A 17,978-nucleotide genomic window follows, 5' to 3' on the forward strand; every position below is an offset into this window, starting at 1 on the left:
ATCCACCACCGGACGGACCCTCACCATCCACCCCCAGCACACCCAGCTGGCCGCCGCCCGCCGCGAGGCCACCAACCCGGCATGGCAGGACGAGTACCGCCGCTGGCGTCCCCCGGTAGAACGCGGAATCGCCTGGCTGGTAGCCCACGGCAACCGCCGCGTGCCCTACCGCGGCGTGACCCGCAACGACNCCTGGCTCCNCCNCCGCGCCGCCGCNCTCANCCTCCGCCGGCTGATCAACCTCGGACTCACCCACACCAGCACCAACGGCTGGACCCTGACCGCCGCACCCCCTTAAACCACGGCCATCCACCCCCACCAGCACCCCGCAAGATTTTCAGTGATCTTCTAGGCGGAGCGTCGCTCGGGCCGTCCACGCCAGCGTTCGGCGTGGACGGCGTCGGCCAGGGGACGCCGTCGCGCCCAGCCGTGACGTTCCAGGTCGGGGGTGTCCTCGAGGTGGGTCACGGGGCCGACGCACAGCCAGGCGACCGGGCGGATCCCGACGGGGATGCCGAGCAGCTCCCGGACGAACGGCTCCCGGTAGAACGACACCCAGCCGACCCCGAGGCCCTCGGCGGTCGCGGCGAGCCACAGGTTCTCGATGGCCAGGCACACCGAGTACAGGCCCGCGTCGGCGATGGCGTGCCGCCCGAGGACCGCCGGTTCCCCGCGCGCCGGATCGTAGGTGATGACCAGCGACATCGACGCGGCCAGGATGCCGTCGATCCGGATCCCGGCGAAACGCTCGGCCCGCTCCCCGGCCAGGGTCCCGGCGAACACCGCCCGTTCGTGCTGGACGTGCGCGTGGAAGGCCCGACGCGTCCCGTCGTCGGTGACGCGGATGAAGTCCCAGGGCTGGCTGAGCCCGACACTCGGCGCGGCGTGGGCGGCGGCGAGGACACGCCCGAGGACGTCGGCGGGGATCGGCGCCCCGGTGAACTGGCCGCGCACGTCGCGCCGACGGTGGATCGCGTCGTACAGGGCGTCGGCACCCAGGCCGGTCGCGGGGCCCGATCGGGCCATCGGGTCGGCCCAGGCTGCCGGGTCGGCCCAGGCTGCCGGGTCGGGCCGGACTGCCGGGTCGGGCCGGACTGCCGAGTCGGGCCGAGCTGCCGGGTCGGGCCGAGCTGCCGGGTCAGACGAGGTGACGGCGTCCAGCCGGGGAGTGGTTCCGGCGTCACGATGGTGGTGTGGCAAGGCAGGCTCCCGCTGTCGGCCGCCCGGGTGGGCGGCGTGGCGGCGGGGCCGGTCTTCGGACTCCCGGATCGACGCCGGACCGTCCGCCTTCCCAGGCCGGTGGCCCAGTGGCTGCGTGGCACGCGTGGACGGCGACTTCCCGGTTACCGCGGCGGGCCCGTGCCGGACTCGCACCGGCTTCCCGATTCTCCCCGGTCACCCGGGGCACCCCGCAATTGTTGCCATCGCGGACGCTACCAGCCCGGCGCGGGCATCCCCCACCATCGCCGAGCACGGGCGCCACCGGGACCGCCCGCGATCCGGCTCAGACCAGCGCGGCGGGGCATCCCGGACCGAAGCCCGGTGCGGCGGATTGTGCGCCGCCGCGACGATGGCCACGTGCAGGGCGACGTCGGCGTCGACGAAGGCCACATCGTCCCCGCCGGCCGCGGCGGCGCGGCGATCCGCGAGCGCCGCGCGCAGGGCGGCCAGGTCGGCGGTAGCCTCCGCCCCGCCCGGCGGGTCAGGGACCGAGGCGCCACAGGCGGCGGTAGTAGGCGGTGCGGTCGTCGTCCGGGGCAACGCCGTACGCGTCGAGCAGGACCGTCTCCCAGCCGGGGCCGTAGTTCCACACGGTGCTCCAGGTCGCCACGGCGAGGTCGGCCCAACGGTCCGCCACGCCGAGAGCGCCGAGATCCACGTGCCCCGAGCAGGTTCCATCATCGGTGAGCAGGGTGTTGGGCACGCACGCATCGCCATGGCAGACGACGAGCAGGTCGGGCGGCGGCGGATCGCCAAGATCGTCGACGAGGCGCCGCTGCGCCGGCGTGGTCGCCACCGCGGCCGCCGCGGCCCGCCGGTCCGACACCGACCAGGAGAACGGGCAGCCCGCGACGGGCAGCGCGTCGTGCAGCGCGCGCAGCCCCACGCCGACCGCCCGCACGGCGCGCCCCGGGTCGGCCAGCCACCGTGCCTCGACGGCGTTGCGGCCCGGTAGTCCCGCCGTGAGCAGCCAGCTCCCCGCGCCGTCCCCGCCCTGGTCCAGCACCGTGGGCACGGCGGTGAACGGCGCCGCCCACGCCAGGCGGACCGCCTCGGCCGCGAGATCCCGGCCGCTGCCGGCCGGTGCCCACTTGAGGAACCGGCGTTCGGGCGCGCCGACGAGCTCGAACGTCAGCCCACCGAAGGCGTTGCGCCAGACGGGTCGCACCTCGACACCGGCGGCCACGGCCACGACCGCAGCCGGGATCGCCGTCCCCTCCTCGACCGCCCCTCCCAGCACGGGGCCGTCATCGCCGACCATGCACCGCCTCCGCCGCCGAGTAGTGGACCACGGGAACATCATCCTCCGGCCCGAGTGCGAGGAAGGCCCGGGAGGATCCCGGTACGCTGAGGCCGGCGAGACCATGCCTGCCGTGCCGGTTCAGGGGAGGTGCGTCATGTCCGCGGAGATGATTGCGCCCGCGTGGATGCACGAGCAGATCTCGGCGGAGGAGTACGACTCCTGGTCCGAGGAGCAGTGCGCGGGCGTCGAGATCGTGGACGGGATGGTCGTCGTGAGTCCCAGTGCCACGAAGCGGCACAACCGGCTGGCCCGGATCGTCGCGAACGCTCTGGACGCGGCCGCGGGGCCGGACTGGAACGCCGACACGGACTTCGACGTCCGCCTGCAGGACGTGCCGCTCACCAACCGCCGTCCGGATGTCGTGGTGTATCGCGCGGACACGATCGACGTCACNCCCACTCGTCCGGAGCACGTGCTGCTGGTGGTGGAGATCGTCTCGCCGGGTTCGGAGACCACCGACCGGATCGTGAAGGTCGAGCAGTACGCCCGGGCCGGCATCGCCTTCTACTGGCGGATCGAGCAGGCCGCCACCGGCGTTCCGCTGGTGTACACCCATGTCCTCGATCCCGCGACCAGGGCCTACCGGGATGGAGACGTGTTCACCAACGTGGTCAGGGCCTCGGCTCCCTTCGCGGTGGAGATCAACCTGGGTCAGATCTGACCCGATCGTGCTGAGCCGCGCCGCTCAGGCGGCTCCCTGCGGCCCGAAGGCGGCAACGAGGCTCTGGACGCAGGCCGGGGCCTTCGCCGTGAAGACCACGAGGCAGCCGCAGGCGTTCAGCGGCGGGTCGAGCCGGAGGACCGACGCCTTCGAGATCCCGGCGTCGAGGCCGGCGGCGACCTCGACGTCGGCGTAGATCAGCGCCCACGCGGGCGGTCCGTTTCCGATCTCGACGAGGGTGTCCGCCGCGTCGCAGCTCGGGCGACCCAGGCGCGGTTCGAAGCCCTCGGCCCGACATGCGTCGAGAGCGAAGTCGTGGAACGGCGGATCGTAGGCCCGAGCGGGGATGCGCAACGGTAGATCAGCCAGGTCCCGCAACCGTACCGTCGGTCGCCGAGCCAGCGGGTGCGTCGCCGGCAGGGCCACCGCCACCGGTTCCGGCCACAGCTCGAGAACCTGCAGGCCCTCGCCCGCGGGGACCGCACGCAGCAGCGCCAGCTCCATCTCCCCGCGGACGACGGCGGCAAGCTGCTCGACGACGGGGATCGCGACCAGCTCCAGCTCGATGTCGAGTTCGCTGTTGGTCTGTCGCAGTATTTCCAGCCCGCGCGTGAGTCGGGCGCCGAGGCCCGGGCTCATCCCGACCCGCAGGACCCGGGTCGGCGTCGCGGCCAGCTCCGCGGCCACCGCGGTGACCCGGTCCACCGCTGCGAGCGCGGCCCGAGCCTCGACCAGCAGCCGTTCGCCGGCGGGGGTGAGCCGCACCCGACGCGACGACCGGTCGGCGGCCCGGCCGAAGTGCAGCTCCTCCGCGACGGTGACGAGGTAACGCAGGTGCCGCAGTTCCACCGCATCCGCCTCCGTCGATCAGATCCCGTTATCGCTGTACGGAAGAACTGCCCCTTGGTCGCGAAGGTTCCGTCTCGTTGACTGGCAACACCGAAGCGGACACGTGAAGGGAGACGGCATGCGCGTGGGACTGTGATCCGAATAGCACCTACCGTCAGAAACGGCGCCCTGCCCGTGTCCGCACGTCCGGTCACTTCCCCAACCCGGACAGAAGGTCCTACTGGCCGAAGGAAAACCGCAGCTGCGCGTTGATGAGTTCGTTCAGGCGCTTTCGCCGCGGGACGACGACGTCGGGCGGCGCCTCCTGCGGGGCCAGCAGGGTCCACCGCAGGCCGGTCCCCTGCCCGGTGGACTCGATGTCGAAACGGATGAGGTCGTCGGGGTGGGCCGCCCAGATCGACGACCAGACGACCAACCCGGGTCGGGTCGACTCCATCACCCGCGGCGCGACTTCACCCCGACGCAGGGTCAACCATTGCCGCTGCGGGTCCCGGTTCGGCTTCATCAGCGCCTCCCAGACCACCCAGGACGGAGGCGGCTGGCTTCTTCGCCGGGTCGCGATCGCGTACATGTCGCGTCACGTTAGCGACCGAACCCGGCCCCGTCACCGCCATTGTCACCGTCCGCACTGTCACCGTCCGGACTGTCCGGGCCGCCGTCCCCGACGGCCAGGCGGACGGCACGCGCGTAGGCCTGGACGAGCGGACGACGATCATCGGTGTGCCAGGTCACCGCCAACCGGCTGGGTGAGACGCCGACGACCGGACGGGTGACGACGCCTCCGCGGGTGACCAGCGGGGCGTTCCTCACCGCCAACAGACAGACGCCGTAGCCGCCGACCAGGGCTTCGTACGTCTCGTCCGCGCCCGCGATCTCGGCGCCGATCACCGGTGGACGTCCGCCGCGGGCGTCGAGCGCGAGCCAGTAGTCCCGCAGCCGTCCCGCGCTGGGCGGCAATGCCAGGAACGGCTCGTCCAGCAGATCGGCGAAGTCGACGGTCTCCCTGGACGCCAACCGATGTGTCCGGGGCAGGGCGACGTGGCGCGGTTCCGCGGCGACGACGATCCACGTGTAGCGCTCGGCGTCGCCGAGCGGCAGCCAGACGAAGGCCACGTCGCTGGACCCGTTTGCCAGTCCGGCGGTCGAGTCGTCCCAACTGACCTGGCGCAGCATGAGCCGGACGTCGGGCACCTCGGCGGTGAGCCGGGAAGTGATCGCCGGCAGCAGACCGCCGCGACCGGGGCTGGTGTTCATCCCGACCACCAGGGTCGCGCGCTGCTCCGCCTTGGCTCGCTCGGTCGCCTCCCGGGCGGCGTCCCACTCGGCCAGCACGCGTCGGGCATGGGGCAGCAATGCCCTGCCGACCGGCGTCAGCCGGACCTCCCGGCGGTTCCGCTCGAACAGGGACGCGCCGAGATACCGCTCCAACATACGGATCTGTTTACTCAGGGCAGGCTGTGAGATGAACAGCCGCTCCGCGGCTCTCGTGAAGTGCAGTTCTTCGGCGACCGCCACGAAATATCGGAGATCCCGGCCCAGCGCATCCATAACCACTGGCTATCACAGCGGAACTTGGACCTACGTCGGTCCCGCCGGCAGTCTGGAGAGGACGGACCGACGACGGGAGAAACACGATGAGCCGAGTATGGCTGGTAACCGGCGCAAACAGCGGCTTCGGCCGGGCGGTGACCGAGGCGGCGGTCGCCGCCGGGGACGTCGTGGTCGCGACGGCCCGCCGCGCTGCGACGTTGGACGACGTCGTCGCGAAGTATCCCGCGCAGGTCGAGGCGGTTCCGCTGGACGTCACCGAAACCGGCACGATCGACGCGGTCGTCCGGGATGTGGTGAGCCGGCATGGCCGGATAGACGTGCTGGTCAACAACGCCGGCCGCAGCCACGTCGGCGCGGTCGAGGAGACCACCGACGCCGAGCTGCGATCCCTTTTCGACGTCCACGTGTTCGGCCCGGCAGCGCTGGTCCGGGCCGTCCTGCCGCACATGCGCGCCGCGGGATCCGGCGCGATCGTGCAGATGAGCAGCATGGGCGGTCAGATGTCGTTCGCCGGATTCTCCGCCTACAGCGCCACCAAGTTCGCGCTCGAGGGCCTGTCCGAGGCGCTCGCAGCCGAAGTCGCCCCGCTGGGAATCACGGTTCTCGTGGTCGAGCCGGGCTCCTTCAGGACCGGACTGTTCGGGGGTACTTCCGCGAGCACCGAGATACCCGTCTACGCCGACACCGTCGGCCCGACCCGCCGGATGGTCGAGACCAGCGACGGCAGCCAACCCGGTGATCCGGCGAAGGCCGCGGCCGCGATCATCACCGCGCTGGACGCGCCCCGGGTTCCCCTGCGCCTTCTGCTCGGATCCGACGCGGTCGATGCGATCATCACCCATCTCGACGCCGTCCGCGCCGACATCACCGCCTGGGAGAAGGTCGCCCGGGCCACCGCGATCGACGACTGACCCCGCGGTCTCCGTCACCGGCTCCCGCGGCTGCCCGCCAACGCAGGCTGGCGACGCGGCGGGCTCGCGCGGGGCGGCCGGGGCCCCGCGGGACGGCGCCGCTGGATGGGCAGTTCGAGCAGGTAGTACGACGTGGCCGCCAGGGCCATCGAGATGACGCCGACCACCACGACCGCCGGCCACCGGCCGAGCGCACCGGTCAGGTCGTGGCCCCAGTGCGCGACCACGGGAAAGTGCCAGAGGTAGAAGCCGTAGGAGACCCGGCCGAGCCAGGCCAGCGGACGGGCGGCGAGGGCACGGAACAGCCAGCTTGTCGTCGCGCCCTGCTCCAGGGTCAGGATGAGGGCGCCGGCAAGCAGCGCGACCACCGTGTAACCGCCGCGGGACAGCCACGCCGACCCCTGGCCCCAACCGCTCGGCGCGGTCACCGTCGCCACCGCCAGCAGCGCGAGCGCGGCCGGACCGGCCACCGGCAGGACGGCCCCGACGCGGTCGAGACGGCGCCGCCAGCACAGCGCCGCCCCACCCTCGCCAGCCGCCCCCTGCCGCGCCGCCCGCAGCCAGGCGGCGAGCGCGCAGCCGACCAGCAGCGCGTCGGCGCGGGTGTCCAGGGCGAAGTACGTCCGCGTCCCCGGCGCCCCGGACGTGACCAGCACGTTGCGCCACAGCACGACGCCGGCCACCCCGCCCAGCAGGACCACGGGCAGCCGGCGGGCCAGCGACGGCCGGCGGCACAGGGCCACCAGCACCAGCGGCCACAGCAGGTAGAACTGCTCCTCCAGCGACAGCGACCAGGTGTGTCCCAGCCAGCCGGCCCCCGTGCTCTGCCGCACCACCTGGAAGTAGTTGTTCAGGTACAGCGTCGAGGCGGCCAGGCTGTCGAGGAACTCGGTCCGCTCGCCGGCCGTGCCGATCCCCGGCAGCACGACTGCCGTGAGGCCGACGAGGGCCAGCAGCCAGAACGCGGGCAGCAGCCGGTAGGCGCGCCGGAGGTAGAACCGCGTGAGGGATACCCCTCCGGTCCGGTCCCGTTCGGCCAGCAACTGTCCGGTGATCAGGAAACCGCTGAGCACGAAGAACACGTCGACACCGAGGTAGCCGCCGGGCAGCGAGTCCATGTGGAACACGAGCACGCAGAGCACCGCGAGCGCCCGAACGCCGTCCAGCGCGGGGTTGCGGCCGCCGCGCCCGGCGCCGCTTCGCTCGGGCGCCCCGGTCGCCCGAGCAGCCCGTTCCTGGGGGGCGGCCGACCCGGTTGGCCTGGTCGAACCGGCCGGCCGGCCATCCGTTCGTAGCTGGCCGGGCGTCCGTGGCTGGCCGGGCGTTCGTGGCTGGCCGGGCGTTCGTGGCTGGCCGGGCGTTCGTGGCTGGCCGGGCAGCCGCGACGGCGGGTCGGCCAGCAGGGTGCCCGGCGGGCGGTCCGCCGCTGGCGAGCGCCTGGGCGACACCACTGCGGCGCGGCGCGCTCCGCGTTCCGGGTCGTGTCCGTGCTGAGCCATCCACGCTCCCCTCAGAACTGCCGCTCTGCCCGTCTCCTCTCCGTTCGCACCCTTCGTATCCCGCCAACCTTGGCGTTTACTGTCAGACGGACCCGGCGACCGCGACGACGAGACCGACTTTCGGCATCCAGAGCACTACGCAGCGAAGTCATTCCCCGCAGGTGCGGGTTGAGCCGTCGCCGCCCGGCCAAGTCCTCCGGCAGCCGAGGGCGCGCCGGTCGACAGATAGGTTGTTGGCGTGCGGAACCAGGGCACGACCTCCACGGACGTCCGGGCGGCCGTCCTGTCCGCCGCCGTCATCGGGGGCATGGCCGGAGTGGCCCTCGGCGCTCACCGAGGGCGACGCGGGGTCGGCCTGGGCGGCCTCACGGGAGCGGTCACGCTGGCGGCGTCCGAGGCGGTCGCCCGTGCTCGGCAGCGGCCGGGCGAACTACCCGCCCTGTGGCAGCGGACGGCGACCAGCGCGGCGCTCGTCGCCCCCGCCGGCTGGGCGGCCGGGCGGCTGGCCGGCGCCGGCCCCGTCGCGGTCGGCGCGGCGACCGGAGGCGTCGGCGGCCTGCTGGGGCTGCGGCCGCAGAAGGTGCTGCTCGGGCCGCTGGTCGGAGCGGCGGTGGGCACGGCGCTCGCGGCGCGCGCACGCCCGGTGCCGCCGGCGGCGGCGGCCAGCATCACGATGGCGGCCTACCGGTGCGTCTCGCCACTGCTCTTCCGCGATCCGCAGGTGAGCCTGCTCGCCGAACGGGTCCCCGCGCAGCGGCTGCCCTTCGTCGTGCCCCGGCAGGCGCGCTCGCGCCGGGTCGGCACCGGCTACGTTCGGGAGCTGGCCGAGGAGCTTGGCGGCCACTACGTCGCCGATGCCGCCGACGTGGGGATCGTCGCCTCCCTGGACGACCTGGCCGGCCCGGACCTCGACCCCGCCGGCGTCGACCCGCTGGTCCGCGAGTTCTACGAGCACACCACCCGGTTCACCCTCGACATCGTGCCGCGATGGCGGCTGTGGGTGCGTCCCGGCTACCTGCTGTATCGAACCGCGCTGGCCCGCCCGCTGGGGCAGGCGAACGTACCCATGAACCAGCGGGAGACCCAGCGCGGTATCCGCAGCCGCATCGACACCATCAGCCCACCGGGCACCCCGCCGGACACCGAAGCGGTGGCGGTCCGCGGCTGGATCCGCTCGTTCGCCGATACCGACGAGCCCATCTACGTCGGCATCTACACCACCTACCGGCACCGCGACCGCGGGTACGTCAGCGTCGGCTTTCCGCTGCCCCAGGCGAGTTTCACGGCGACGCTCCTGCCCCGCAGCCGGGCCGACGGCGGGCTGACCCTGACCAGCCGTAGCGATCAGGAGCACCCCGGCCATTACCTTGCCTATCGCGACCCGACGGACGGCAGCCTCACGGCCCTGGCAGTCCACGGGTTCGCCGAGGAGCTCGACGTCCACCGGGACGAGGGCGAGCTACGCGCGGAACACTCGTTCTTTCTTTTCGGCATCCCTTTCCTCGTCCTTCATTACCGCATCACCCGCAAACAGCCGACCCCGAGGTGAGGCCCGCAGCACTAGTCGCGGTCCGCCGGGACGACGCACAGCCGATCGGCAATTTTCTCGACGTCGGCGATCCCCTGCTCCGCATCCATGACGAGCTCGAACGCCTTGTCGTCGACGAGGTCGGTGGTGCAGCCGTTGATGTCGAGGAAAACCACGGCTGCGAGCCACGCCAGACGCTTGTTGCCGTCGACCAGGCGGTGACTTCGGGCAACGGAATGCAGGAGCGCGGCCGCCTTCAGCGCCGGGCTCGGATATGCGTCCTGACCGAATGCGCTGGAAGACGCGCGGGCAGCCGCCGCGTCGAGTAGACCGACATCCCGCACCGGACCAGCACCGATAACGCGTACGAGGGCGAGCAGATCCTCCAGGTCGAGATACTCGACAGCACTCACACGGTGCCCAGGCGAGCGAGCACGTCCCCCCACCGGGCGATCATTCGATCCGCACTGTCCGCCACCCGGGCCACATGGCCGGCCCGCTCGTAACGCTCCAGCACAGCACGCCGAATGATCTCCTGCCGAGAGATGCCCTCGGCCGCCGCCAGCACCGTCAGCGCGTGCTCCAGCTCCTCGTCAGTCCGCACCGTCAGCGCCATGCCGCCGACGATACCATCCTGATACCAAACCGGGGCCCGGGCCGCGAGACCCGAGCCCCGGTACCGCTCGGGCTACCCGGCCGCGATCTGCGTGACGGTCTTCAGGTCCGCGCTGACGAGGTACTTCACCGTGACGCCGGCCCTGGTACCGACCACAAGGTAGGACCCGTCAGAGTTCTTCAGCACGCTGGTGACCACGACCGACGCGTCCTTGGCTTTGACCGCCGCGGTCACCTTCGACAGCTCACCCACCGACAACGACGTGTTCACCGACGTGGCCAACCCGGGCGCGCCGTTCCCGCCCGTCCCCGCCTGGACACCGGCGGACAGTCCCGTGCTAGCGCTCGCCATCGTCGCACCGCCGAAAACAAGCCCCGCGGCGGCGGCGATGGTCGTGAAGGCGAGGCCGATCTTCTTAACAGGAATTCTCATGGCTCCCCTTCGCGCGGGGCGGGCCGACAGCCGGCCCGCCCGATACTCTCCTCATCTCGGTCGACACCCCGCCCGTTTTCCCGGGGCTGGTCCCGTGCAAGGCTCAGGAAATTCCAGCGCGCGAACACGGATTTCCGCTTTCCCCGGTGGAACGTTACGGGTGTGTCAAGAAGGACGCTACCCGTGGACCGACCGATCCCAACTCCGAAAGGTCTGTCGCCAGGCCGATAGTTTGTGGATTCCCCGGCATTGCGCCTGGCCAAGGACATTGCCGTTGCCAGGCTCACAGCACAGGCACCAGACCAGCGTGGCGACGCTCGGGTGTGACGATCGTCTCGGCAACGTGTGTTCTGGACGGAACTGCTTCCCCTGATCGGAAATCCGCCGCTACCCGGCGCTCGCCGCGACCTGCGACCCGTCCGACCTGAGTGCCGCGATCACTCGGGTGAGGTGGACGGCGATGGGGTCTCGCCGCCGGTCTGCAGGTCTGCTGCTATCTGGGCGCGTTCCGCGAGCAGGGCCTTCTCGCGTTCGCGCATCGCGGTCGCGGCGGTGAAATCGCCCGCGTCGATGGCTGCGTCCTTCGCCGCCCGCGCCTGGCTGAGCTGCCCGGCGATCTCACGGGTCCGCGCGTTGGCTCTGGTGATGGCCGCCCGTGGCGGAGAATACGTCGTCTCGGACGGAGGGGCTTCCTGCGTGGCGCCGGTGGCGGCGATGGCGGCGAGAACTCGGCGGCCGGCTTCCTCGGGGTCGACGCCGAGACGGACGAGGATGTCGACGGCGACACCCTCGTCCTCGTCCAGCAGTCCGAGCAGGAGATGCCCGGGGCCGATGAAGGTGTGGTGGAGCCGCTGAGCCGCACGCAGCGACTTCTGCAGGACCTTCTTCGCCCGCGGGGTGAACGGGATGTGCCGTGGTGTTGTGTGCTCGCTCGCGCCGACGGCCGCCACGACCGCCGACCGGCCGTCTGCCAGCGTGAGTCCGTACGAACCCAGTACGGCATCCGCCGGCCCGGTGTCGTCGTGGAGCAGGCCGAGCAGGAGGTGTTCCACGCCGATCCGGTCATGGCCGAGCGACCTGGACTCCTCCTGCGCGTGGACAACGACCAGCCGGGCGCTGTCGGTGAATCTCTCGAACATCCGCGACCCTCCTCGGGTTCCCTTCCGCTCGACACCGACGCGGTCGACCCCATCATCAACCACCTCGACGGCGGCCGCCGAGAATTCACCGCAGGGGAGCGCAGCTGGCGCGCTTCCACCCGCTGTCCGCGGGCGGTCAGGCACTCGATTCCGGCGCTCCTTCCTGCACGGTTTCCGTCGGCGGAGGCAGAACGGCAACCTGGGTCTGGTGCAAGGTCGGGGTTTCGGCCTGGTCCGCTACCGCGTGCGCGAGTTGGCCGTAGCCGAGCACGCCCTCGAAAAGGCGGCGGTCGAGCGGCGGTTCGACGAGAACGTAGCCCGCCGAATCAGCCGCGCCGTCGGCCTGCAACCCCGCCGGTGGGGTGACGACCAACCAGTCGAGTTCGGACGCGTAGCGGCGCAACGCGGGCAGTTCACGCGCGTGCGCTCGCGCGAACGGCAACAGCCACGGCGGGAAGACCGCGGAGTCGTCCATGACCATTCGCCCGTCGGCCATGGTCAGCGTGGCAAACAACCCGATCGTGATCAGCCGGGTGGCCGACGATGTCCGCGCGCCGCCGACGACAGTGGCGACGATGTGTTCGTAGAACGCTTCGTCAAAGCCGTCGAACGAGGGCGGCGGCGCCGTGAAGGGCGTCACCGCGACCACGATGACGTCGGCGTCGCGCAGAACGTCGACGAGGTCGGCGCCGCGGGTGGCATCCGCCTCGGCCACCTCGACCCCGAGATCTCCCAGCGACCGGTGCCGACCGGCGTCGCGTACCACGCCGGTCACCCGATGCCCGCGGGTGACGAACTCCTGGCTGACGGCGCGTCCCGCGCGACCACCGGCACCGAGCACGGCGACCCGTGCCGGTGCACCCGGTCGAGATACCGCCCGGACGGGTTGTGTTCCTGTCATGGCGGCCAACCTAGAACGCGGTAGGCCGGTTACCGCAACGTGACCGGTTACCGTTGGCGGTGTGGAGAAGACGGCCGACGCCCCGACCTTCGACCCGGCCTGCCCGATGAGCGCCTTCCCGGTGCAGATCGGCGACAAGTGGACCGCGATGGTCGTCCTGTGTCTCGAGGCCCGGCCCCGACGGTTCTCCGAGCTCAGGCAGCTCCTCGGCTCGGTGAGCGCGAAGGTCCTGACCGACACCCTCCGCGCGATGGAACGTGACGGCCTGGTGAGCAGAAGCGTCTTCGACGAGAACCCACCCCGGGTGGAGTACCGGCTGACCGCGCTCGGCCGGACGCTGCTCCAACTGGTCGACGCGGCCCGGAGCTGGGCTCGGGACAATCTCGACGACCTGCTGTCGGCCCGCCGGCAGCACGACGACATGCCACTCCCGTCGCCGAGGTAGGTAGGTCGTCCGGTCACGCGAAGACGCGGGCGCCGCCGCCCTGATCACGGGAGCCCTGATCACGGGAGCCCTGGTTCGGTCGTCGGGGCCGGGCGCGTCTCGTGGTCGGCGTCGATTGCCTCGGTGATGGACGTAGCGGGCGTACGGCTGGCCCACGGCGGCGTCGAGCACGGGCAGTAAGCGGTGTCCCAGAACTGAGCCGAACCCTGGTCTCGAGCCTGCCGCTCGCGGCGAAATTCCAGCCAGATCCGGATCTGGTGCCCGCCGGTCGGCGGTGCGACGACCGTCCCGATCGGGGTGATCGCGATGGTCGGAGCCACGACCGCCAGCGCGGCCACCCCGACGGTTCTCACAGCGTCCGCAAGCAATGTGAAGCTGGTCAACGGCGCGCAGGCAGCCAACGTCTTCTGGATTGTCGGTAGCTCCGCCACCCTCGGCACCTACTCCATTCTCAGTGGCAACATCCTGGCAAGCGTCTCACCCGTCACCTACGAACTCATTGGCTACTGAACCCCGCGCCGCCCGCGCCGGCGAATACCGGCGCGGGCGGTGACATACACTTCAGGCCGCGCCCGGCACACGACGCGTTGATCGCCGCCACAGCTCAGGTGCACAGCCTCGTCCTCGCCACCCGCAACGAGTCCGACTTCGCTCCCCTGGGTGTTCCACTCGTCAATCCCTGACTGGCGGGATGACCTTCACCGGCTGCTCATCGGCCAGGAAATCCAGGATGCGACGCCGCGAGGAACGAGCCGGTGGGCGCGCATCGTAGAACATTCGCGACGGAGGCGAGTTGTCCAGACGACGGTGCAGGGATGCTGCGCGGGAAGGCGGTCGCACGTCGTAGGGCATGCGGACCTCGGCGGATTCTGGTGAGATCCGATCCAGACTGTCTGTCGGCGGCGCCAGTTCCAGCCGCCGAGCGCCGACGGCCGCTTCGGTGAGATCGCGAGCGTCAGGTTCGTCGGCGTCAGGTTCGTCGGCGTCGGGCTCGTCGGGCTCGTCGGGGTCGGGTAGGGCGCTCTCCCAAAATCTGACGACATCGACCGCCATCGCCCCGGCGATCATCGTCGGCGCATTGTGTATATCCGGCAGGTCACCGTCGGAGCTCTGACCGCTCCGCAGGGATTCCGGTGACTTTATGACCCCGGGGGCACCTCCGGAGAGAATGACCGTCGTCCATGCCGCGCGACCGTTCTCCGGGCTTTCGGGCGGGGATCCGGGGGGCAGGACCTGATCCACCGACTGAACGGTCGCGACGTTCGCCCGCGATTTCCAGTCGTCCCCATAGACCTCACTGGCCGCCCGCGCAAGGTCAAGCGCGAACTCCTGCCCCGACGAGGGCCGGGCCGCCGGCTCTCGTTCGAGCGCCTTCATGATGACATCCGCGATCGGGCGGCGGACGCCGGGTGGCAGCGGCGGTCGGTCCTCGGCCAGCAGGCGGCGGACATAGCCGGCAATAGAACTGCCCCCGTCATGCACCTGTCCGCCGAGCATTTCATAGAGAAGCGTCGCAAGACCGTAGAGATCGGTCGCGGGTGTCAGCCTCGATCCTGTCAGCTGTTCGGGCGCCATGTACCTCGGCGTGCCGATCGGCCGCCCGGTGAAGGTGGCATCATCCAGTATCTTCGCGATCCCGAAGTCCACCAGCTTGGGAACGCCCGCGGCCGAGAAGAGGACGTTGCTGGGCTTCACATCGCGATGCAGGACCCCCATCCTGTGCGCATGGTGCAGCGCCTCCGCCAGTGCGATTCCCACAACATAGACGTCTATCTCCGAGAGCGGTCCGGCCTTCTGGCGCCTGGTCAGCGTCCCGCCAGGAAGAAGCTCCATGACGATTATCTGGAGATGATCTATCTCAATATAGTCGTAGACCCGGACGATGTTGGGATGATCGAGCCTGGCCAGAACCCGCGCCTCATCCGCGAAGCTGAAATCGAGTCCACCGAGGTGACCGAGGATTTTGATCGCCACTTCTCGGTCCAGAAAGCGGTGCCTAGCCCCGAGCACAAAACCGAAACCACCCTGCCCAAGGGGTGCGCCGATGTCATAGGAGGACAACCCCTCGGCAATAAGCCGCTTGTCGAAGATCACGATTCGACGTCCCTTGTCGGCGGCCACGCCTGGCCGAGGAGGTCGACATCCATCGCGAGATGCCGGTTCGACAGAATCGTCTCTGGATGTTCGTCACCAAGGATCTTGCGGCGGCCGAGCAGTGTCTGTTCGTCCAGCTTCCGCGCTGCTTCGTACTCACCCGCTCGCCGTAGGTCTCCTGCCAGGTTGTCGGCCGATCTCAGGGTCTCCGGATGATCATCGCCCAACGCCACGCGTCGGCCCTCGAAGGTTTCCTCGTCCAGAGCTCGAGCCCGGTCGTGCTCACCGAGTCTGTTGAGCTGGTAGGCAAGATTCTCGACCACCCCGAGGGTGGTCGGGTGGCAGTCCCCGAGAACTCGGCGGGAGCGGATGACGGTCTCCTCGTAGAGATCCCGCGCGTCATTGTGCCGACCGAGGTTCGTCAGGTCGGAGGCGAGGTTGCTGGCGGACATGAGCGTGCCAGGATGATCCGGTCCCAGAGCTTCAAGCCGGCGAGTGCGAACCTCGTCGTCCAGCCCCAGAGCGTCCTCGTACTGTCCGAGGCGACGCAGGTCGGCGGCGAGGTTGCTCGCCGAGGTAAGCGTGTCGGGATGGTCCGCGCCGAGCGCCTCGCGCCGCTGGTCCAGCGTCTTCTGATCGAGCGCGCGGGCTTCTTCGTGGTGGCCCAGCCACCACAGGTCGGCGGCGAGGTTGTTCGCTGACGTCAATGTGTCCGGGTGATCTTCGCCCAGTATGGCCCGACGCGTGGTGAAGGTCTCCTCGTCGAGTCTCCGGGCCTCCTCGACCCTGCCCAGGCGGTTCAGACCGGCCGCCATGTCGCTGGCCGCCGCCAGAGTCGCAGGGTGATCGTTCCCGAGTCGGGCCAGAAGACGGCGGTGAACATCCTGGTCCAGGTCGAAGGCCTCCTGGTAGCGCCCCAGGTCGGTATAGGTGCGGGCCAACGTGGTCTGCACCGCAAGTCGATGCGAGTCATCAGGTTCCGTGGTGTGCTTCCACCGCCTGAAGGCGTCGCCGACGAGCCGGTGCGCGATGTCGGTCTCTCCCCGCTCGATCAGGTACGAAATCGTGTCCAGAAGGAGGTCGCGGCAACCAGCGTCCTCGCTTGATCCCAGGTCGGCGGCCAGCAGGTGCGGCAACAGCCGCCGATAGTCGTCCCAGGAGGCCGGGTCGGTTGGATCGCCCGGCCGAGCGGCCACCAGGATCGCCTGCACCGTCCACCGCATCCTGCTCGCCTTGCCGGGATCCTCACCGAGCCGATCACGGATCAGGGCCTGAACGATCCGGTGCAGCTGGAGTGTGCCGCGTTCGATGCGGGCAAGGCTGTAACGACCGATCAGGCCTCTGGTGACCGGGAAATCAAGATCGTCGGCGACGAGTTCCGCCAGGAGGGCCGGCAATGCGACACGACCCGCCTTGAAGAGCTCGAATGGTATTGGCTCCGGGGCGAGGAAGGCCGCGATGTAGAGCAGTTCCACCGCTGCCGGATCCTGTCCCTCGAGCCGTTCCATGGAGATCTTCCAGCTTGCCGCCAGCGTCTTTCCGTACTCCCGCTGACGACCCTGCGACATGATTTTTATGGCCCGGGACCTGAGAAGTGTGAGGTACCTTTCGGTCGTCTCGCCTGTTTCATGGAGGAAGGCTGCGGCCTGGGCCAGCGCGAGCGGCAGGTCACCCAGCGCGTGGGCGAGTCGTTCGGCTTCGTCATCCTTCACGTCCCCAGCCCTCGACTGCACCAGTGCAATCGCTTCGGAACGACTCAGCTCCTTGACTTCGAGTCGGCCACCGACACCACCGTGCCCATGCGGATTGCGGGACGTTATGATGGTGTGCCCGCTTCCCCCGGTCAGGGGCCACCGGGTGATGGCGTCGCTGTCCTCGGCGTTGTCAAGAATCAACAGCCAGCGCACTCCGTCCAGAAGCCTGCCGTCGGCATCCACGAGCCGCTGGGCCGAACGATCGGATTCCTTGAGGCGTTCGGTCAGCCCAGCCAGCTTTTCGATGAAAAGTTCGGGCTGTTCGGCATCGACCCACCAGGCGAGATCATAGTCGCCGGCATGCCGGTGCGCGTACTCGACCGATAGCTGGGTCTTACCGACTCCACCCATTCCGTGAATGACCTGAGCAGTGGAGGTCCCAGTCGACAACAGCCTCGCCCGAAGTTCGACGAGGAGGTTGTCCCGGCCGACGAAGTCGGGGTTCCGGTCGGGAAGATTCCAGATCTCGGGCAGAGAGCCCGGAAGGCGAGGCTCCGTTCCGGCCGGTTCAGGCGGAGGAACCTGCTGCGGCGGGAAGACGGGCTCGCCGTCCGGACGACTTGGACCCCGAGCGGCCTCGAGGAGCCGACGTTTCGTGGTGGCATGGTCCAGTCCGAACAGGTCGACGTGGATTCTGCTCCGAAGAACGGGCGGCACCTCCACGGCTTCGATGCGGACGGGCAGCAACCGGTCGCGGCCCTCCTCGTCGCGGCACAGGGCCTCGGACCACTCGACCACGCTGTTGCGTGCGGGATCGAAGTAGGCCGGCGAATAGATGGCGAGCACCCGGTCCGCACGGGCCAGCGCCGTGGACAGGGCATCGATCCAGTTACGACCTGCCGGCCAGTCCCATACGTCGAGCTCCACCCTGTAATGAAAATCTTCCGCGTACGTCAGCTGCCAGGCGATCCATTCCGCCCACGGCCTGTCGTGCGGCGCATAGCTGATAAAGAAATCCAGATGTTCCGGCGCCCCCCGCCGCGCTTCCTCCACGCTCACCGCCAAGACTCAGAGATCCGCGGCATCGAGTCTATCCTGGCACGCCGGGCCATGAGAAGGCCGCCCATGAACGCC

General features: G+C 70.1%; 20 protein-coding genes, 2 pseudogenes and 1 riboswitch. Of the genes and pseudogenes, 8 read left to right on the forward strand and 14 right to left on the reverse strand.

Annotated features, from left to right (window positions below; translation table 11 throughout):
- On the forward strand, positions 1–190 hold a 190-nt coding region (locus UK82_RS40910), incomplete at both ends, for a transposase (RefSeq protein WP_236706579.1).
- A gap of 158 nt (positions 191–348) precedes the next feature.
- On the opposite strand, the gene bluB is transcribed toward UK82_RS40910, so the two are convergent.
- Positions 349–954, reverse strand: a complete 606-nt coding sequence (gene bluB / locus UK82_RS29105) for a 5,6-dimethylbenzimidazole synthase (protein ID WP_370657252.1) — start codon at positions 952–954, stop codon at positions 349–351.
- Between the two features lie 12 nt (positions 955–966).
- Here bluB and UK82_RS43570 point away from each other — a divergent pair.
- Positions 967–1,080: pseudogene (locus UK82_RS43570) on the forward strand (hypothetical protein); the annotation flags it as partial.
- A 148-nt stretch (positions 1,081–1,228) separates the two neighbouring features.
- Positions 1,229–1,427, reverse strand: a riboswitch (cobalamin riboswitch).
- Here the strand turns inward: UK82_RS43570 and UK82_RS40920 are convergent.
- Positions 1,396–1,761: an FCD domain-containing protein gene (locus tag UK82_RS40920; protein ID WP_236706580.1), complete on the reverse strand. Its 366-nt coding sequence runs from the start codon at positions 1,759–1,761 to the stop codon at positions 1,396–1,398. Its footprint overlaps the riboswitch before it by 32 nt.
- A complete protein-coding gene (locus tag UK82_RS29110) occupies positions 1,703–2,482 on the reverse strand; it encodes an aminoglycoside 3'-phosphotransferase (RefSeq protein ID WP_044884121.1) in 780 nt (259 codons plus the stop codon). The genes UK82_RS40920 and UK82_RS29110 overlap by 59 nt, the downstream gene beginning before the upstream one ends.
- 136 nt (positions 2,483–2,618) lie before the next feature.
- Between UK82_RS29110 and UK82_RS40925 the strand changes: the two genes are divergently transcribed.
- Positions 2,619–2,917 (forward strand): Uma2 family endonuclease (locus UK82_RS40925; RefSeq protein ID WP_396230675.1); only part of this gene is annotated, 299 nt, incomplete at its 3' end.
- Between the two features lies 1 nt (position 2,918).
- Positions 2,919–3,185 (forward strand): annotated as a pseudogene (locus tag UK82_RS40930) (Uma2 family endonuclease); the annotation flags it as partial.
- Between the two features lie 24 nt (positions 3,186–3,209).
- On the opposite strand, the gene UK82_RS29120 reads toward UK82_RS40930, so the two are convergent.
- From UK82_RS29120 to UK82_RS29130, 3 genes are all read right to left on the reverse strand, one after another.
- Complete coding sequence (locus UK82_RS29120) at positions 3,210–4,034, reverse strand: LysR family transcriptional regulator (protein WP_044884123.1); 825 nt, start codon at positions 4,032–4,034, stop codon at positions 3,210–3,212.
- A 217-nt stretch (positions 4,035–4,251) separates the two neighbouring features.
- A complete protein-coding gene (locus UK82_RS29125; protein ID WP_055410583.1) occupies positions 4,252–4,605 on the reverse strand; it encodes a hypothetical protein in 354 nt (117 codons plus the stop codon).
- Between the two features lie 11 nt (positions 4,606–4,616).
- On the reverse strand, positions 4,617–5,582 hold the full coding sequence (locus UK82_RS29130; RefSeq protein ID WP_055410585.1) for a LysR family transcriptional regulator: 966 nt from the start codon (positions 5,580–5,582) through the stop codon (positions 4,617–4,619).
- A gap of 86 nt (positions 5,583–5,668) precedes the next feature.
- On the opposite strand from UK82_RS29130, the gene UK82_RS29135 reads away from it, so the two are divergent.
- Positions 5,669–6,496 (forward strand): oxidoreductase, encoded by an 828-nt coding sequence (locus UK82_RS29135; protein WP_055410587.1) that lies wholly within the window; start codon positions 5,669–5,671, stop codon positions 6,494–6,496.
- A 14-nt stretch (positions 6,497–6,510) separates the two neighbouring features.
- Here UK82_RS29135 and UK82_RS29140 read toward each other — a convergent pair whose 3' ends face one another.
- Positions 6,511–7,995, reverse strand: coding sequence for an acyltransferase (locus UK82_RS29140; protein WP_083507423.1), 1,485 nt, complete (start codon positions 7,993–7,995; stop codon positions 6,511–6,513).
- A gap of 307 nt (positions 7,996–8,302) precedes the next feature.
- On the opposite strand from UK82_RS29140, the gene UK82_RS29145 reads away from it, so the two are divergent.
- Positions 8,303–9,544: a hypothetical protein gene (locus UK82_RS29145; protein ID WP_055410608.1), complete on the forward strand. Its 1,242-nt coding sequence runs from the start codon at positions 8,303–8,305 to the stop codon at positions 9,542–9,544.
- A gap of 11 nt (positions 9,545–9,555) precedes the next feature.
- On the opposite strand, the gene UK82_RS29150 is transcribed toward UK82_RS29145, so the two are convergent.
- The 5 genes from UK82_RS29150 to UK82_RS29170 all read right to left on the reverse strand — a co-directional run bounded on the left by UK82_RS29150 (position 9,556) and on the right by UK82_RS29170 (position 12,611).
- Entirely contained in the window at positions 9,556–9,936 is a 381-nt protein-coding gene (locus UK82_RS29150; RefSeq protein ID WP_055410589.1) for a type II toxin-antitoxin system death-on-curing family toxin, read from the reverse strand.
- Positions 9,933–10,139, reverse strand: coding sequence for a CopG family transcriptional regulator (locus UK82_RS29155; RefSeq protein ID WP_044884128.1), 207 nt, complete (start codon positions 10,137–10,139; stop codon positions 9,933–9,935). The genes UK82_RS29150 and UK82_RS29155 overlap by 4 nt, the downstream gene beginning before the upstream one ends.
- Before the next feature lie 72 nt (positions 10,140–10,211).
- Entirely contained in the window at positions 10,212–10,571 is a 360-nt protein-coding gene (locus tag UK82_RS29160) for a hypothetical protein (RefSeq protein WP_044884129.1), read from the reverse strand.
- A gap of 437 nt (positions 10,572–11,008) precedes the next feature.
- Complete coding sequence (locus UK82_RS29165) at positions 11,009–11,710, reverse strand: Clp protease N-terminal domain-containing protein (protein ID WP_082121735.1); 702 nt, start codon at positions 11,708–11,710, stop codon at positions 11,009–11,011.
- Between the two features lie 136 nt (positions 11,711–11,846).
- A complete protein-coding gene (locus UK82_RS29170; protein ID WP_236706581.1) occupies positions 11,847–12,611 on the reverse strand; it encodes an NAD(P)-dependent oxidoreductase in 765 nt (254 codons plus the stop codon).
- A 61-nt stretch (positions 12,612–12,672) separates the two neighbouring features.
- On the opposite strand from UK82_RS29170, the gene UK82_RS29175 reads away from it, so the two are divergent.
- Complete coding sequence (locus UK82_RS29175; RefSeq protein WP_082121737.1) at positions 12,673–13,056, forward strand: helix-turn-helix domain-containing protein; 384 nt, start codon at positions 12,673–12,675, stop codon at positions 13,054–13,056.
- Positions 13,057–13,362: 306 nt separating this feature from the next.
- Entirely contained in the window at positions 13,363–13,566 is a 204-nt protein-coding gene (locus UK82_RS32160) for an ice-binding family protein (RefSeq protein WP_083507424.1), read from the forward strand.
- A gap of 162 nt (positions 13,567–13,728) precedes the next feature.
- Here the strand turns inward: UK82_RS32160 and UK82_RS29185 are convergent, their stop codons facing one another.
- Complete coding sequence (locus UK82_RS29185; RefSeq protein WP_157871705.1) at positions 13,729–15,150, reverse strand: serine/threonine-protein kinase; 1,422 nt, start codon at positions 15,148–15,150, stop codon at positions 13,729–13,731.
- A complete protein-coding gene (gene fxsT / locus UK82_RS29190; RefSeq protein ID WP_161849185.1) occupies positions 15,147–17,903 on the reverse strand; it encodes an FxSxx-COOH system tetratricopeptide repeat protein in 2,757 nt (918 codons plus the stop codon). Before fxsT ends, UK82_RS29185 begins: the two co-directional genes overlap by 4 nt.
- Between the last annotated feature and the right edge of the window lie 75 nt (positions 17,904–17,978).

This window comes from Frankia sp. ACN1ag (assembly GCF_001414035.1).
GTDB lineage: Bacteria > Actinomycetota > Actinomycetes > Frankiales > Frankiaceae > Frankia > Frankia torreyi.

Excerpts from the sequence above, each read along its gene's own strand:
- UK82_RS29110 (WP_044884121.1), bottom strand. The coding sequence starts at position 2,482 with ATGGTCGGCGATGACGGCCCCGTGCTGGGAGGGGCGGTCGAGGAGGGG.
- UK82_RS29125 (WP_055410583.1), bottom strand. The coding sequence starts at position 4,605 with ATGTACGCGATCGCGACCCGGCGAAGAAGCCAGCCGCCTCCGTCCTGG.
- UK82_RS29130 (WP_055410585.1), bottom strand. The coding sequence starts at position 5,582 with ATGGATGCGCTGGGCCGGGATCTCCGATATTTCGTGGCGGTCGCCGAA.
- UK82_RS29135 (WP_055410587.1), top strand. The coding sequence starts at position 5,669 with ATGAGCCGAGTATGGCTGGTAACCGGCGCAAACAGCGGCTTCGGCCGG.
- UK82_RS29140 (WP_083507423.1), bottom strand. The coding sequence starts at position 7,995 with ATGGCTCAGCACGGACACGACCCGGAACGCGGAGCGCGCCGCGCCGCA.
- UK82_RS29145 (WP_055410608.1), top strand. The coding sequence starts at position 8,303 with ATGGCCGGAGTGGCCCTCGGCGCTCACCGAGGGCGACGCGGGGTCGGC.
- UK82_RS29155 (WP_044884128.1), bottom strand. The coding sequence starts at position 10,139 with ATGGCGCTGACGGTGCGGACTGACGAGGAGCTGGAGCACGCGCTGACG.
- UK82_RS29160 (WP_044884129.1), bottom strand. The coding sequence starts at position 10,571 with ATGAGAATTCCTGTTAAGAAGATCGGCCTCGCCTTCACGACCATCGCC.
- UK82_RS29165 (WP_082121735.1), bottom strand. The coding sequence starts at position 11,710 with ATGTTCGAGAGATTCACCGACAGCGCCCGGCTGGTCGTTGTCCACGCG.
- UK82_RS29170 (WP_236706581.1), bottom strand. The coding sequence starts at position 12,611 with ATGACAGGAACACAACCCGTCCGGGCGGTATCTCGACCGGGTGCACCG.
- UK82_RS32160 (WP_083507424.1), top strand. The coding sequence starts at position 13,363 with ATGGTCGGAGCCACGACCGCCAGCGCGGCCACCCCGACGGTTCTCACA.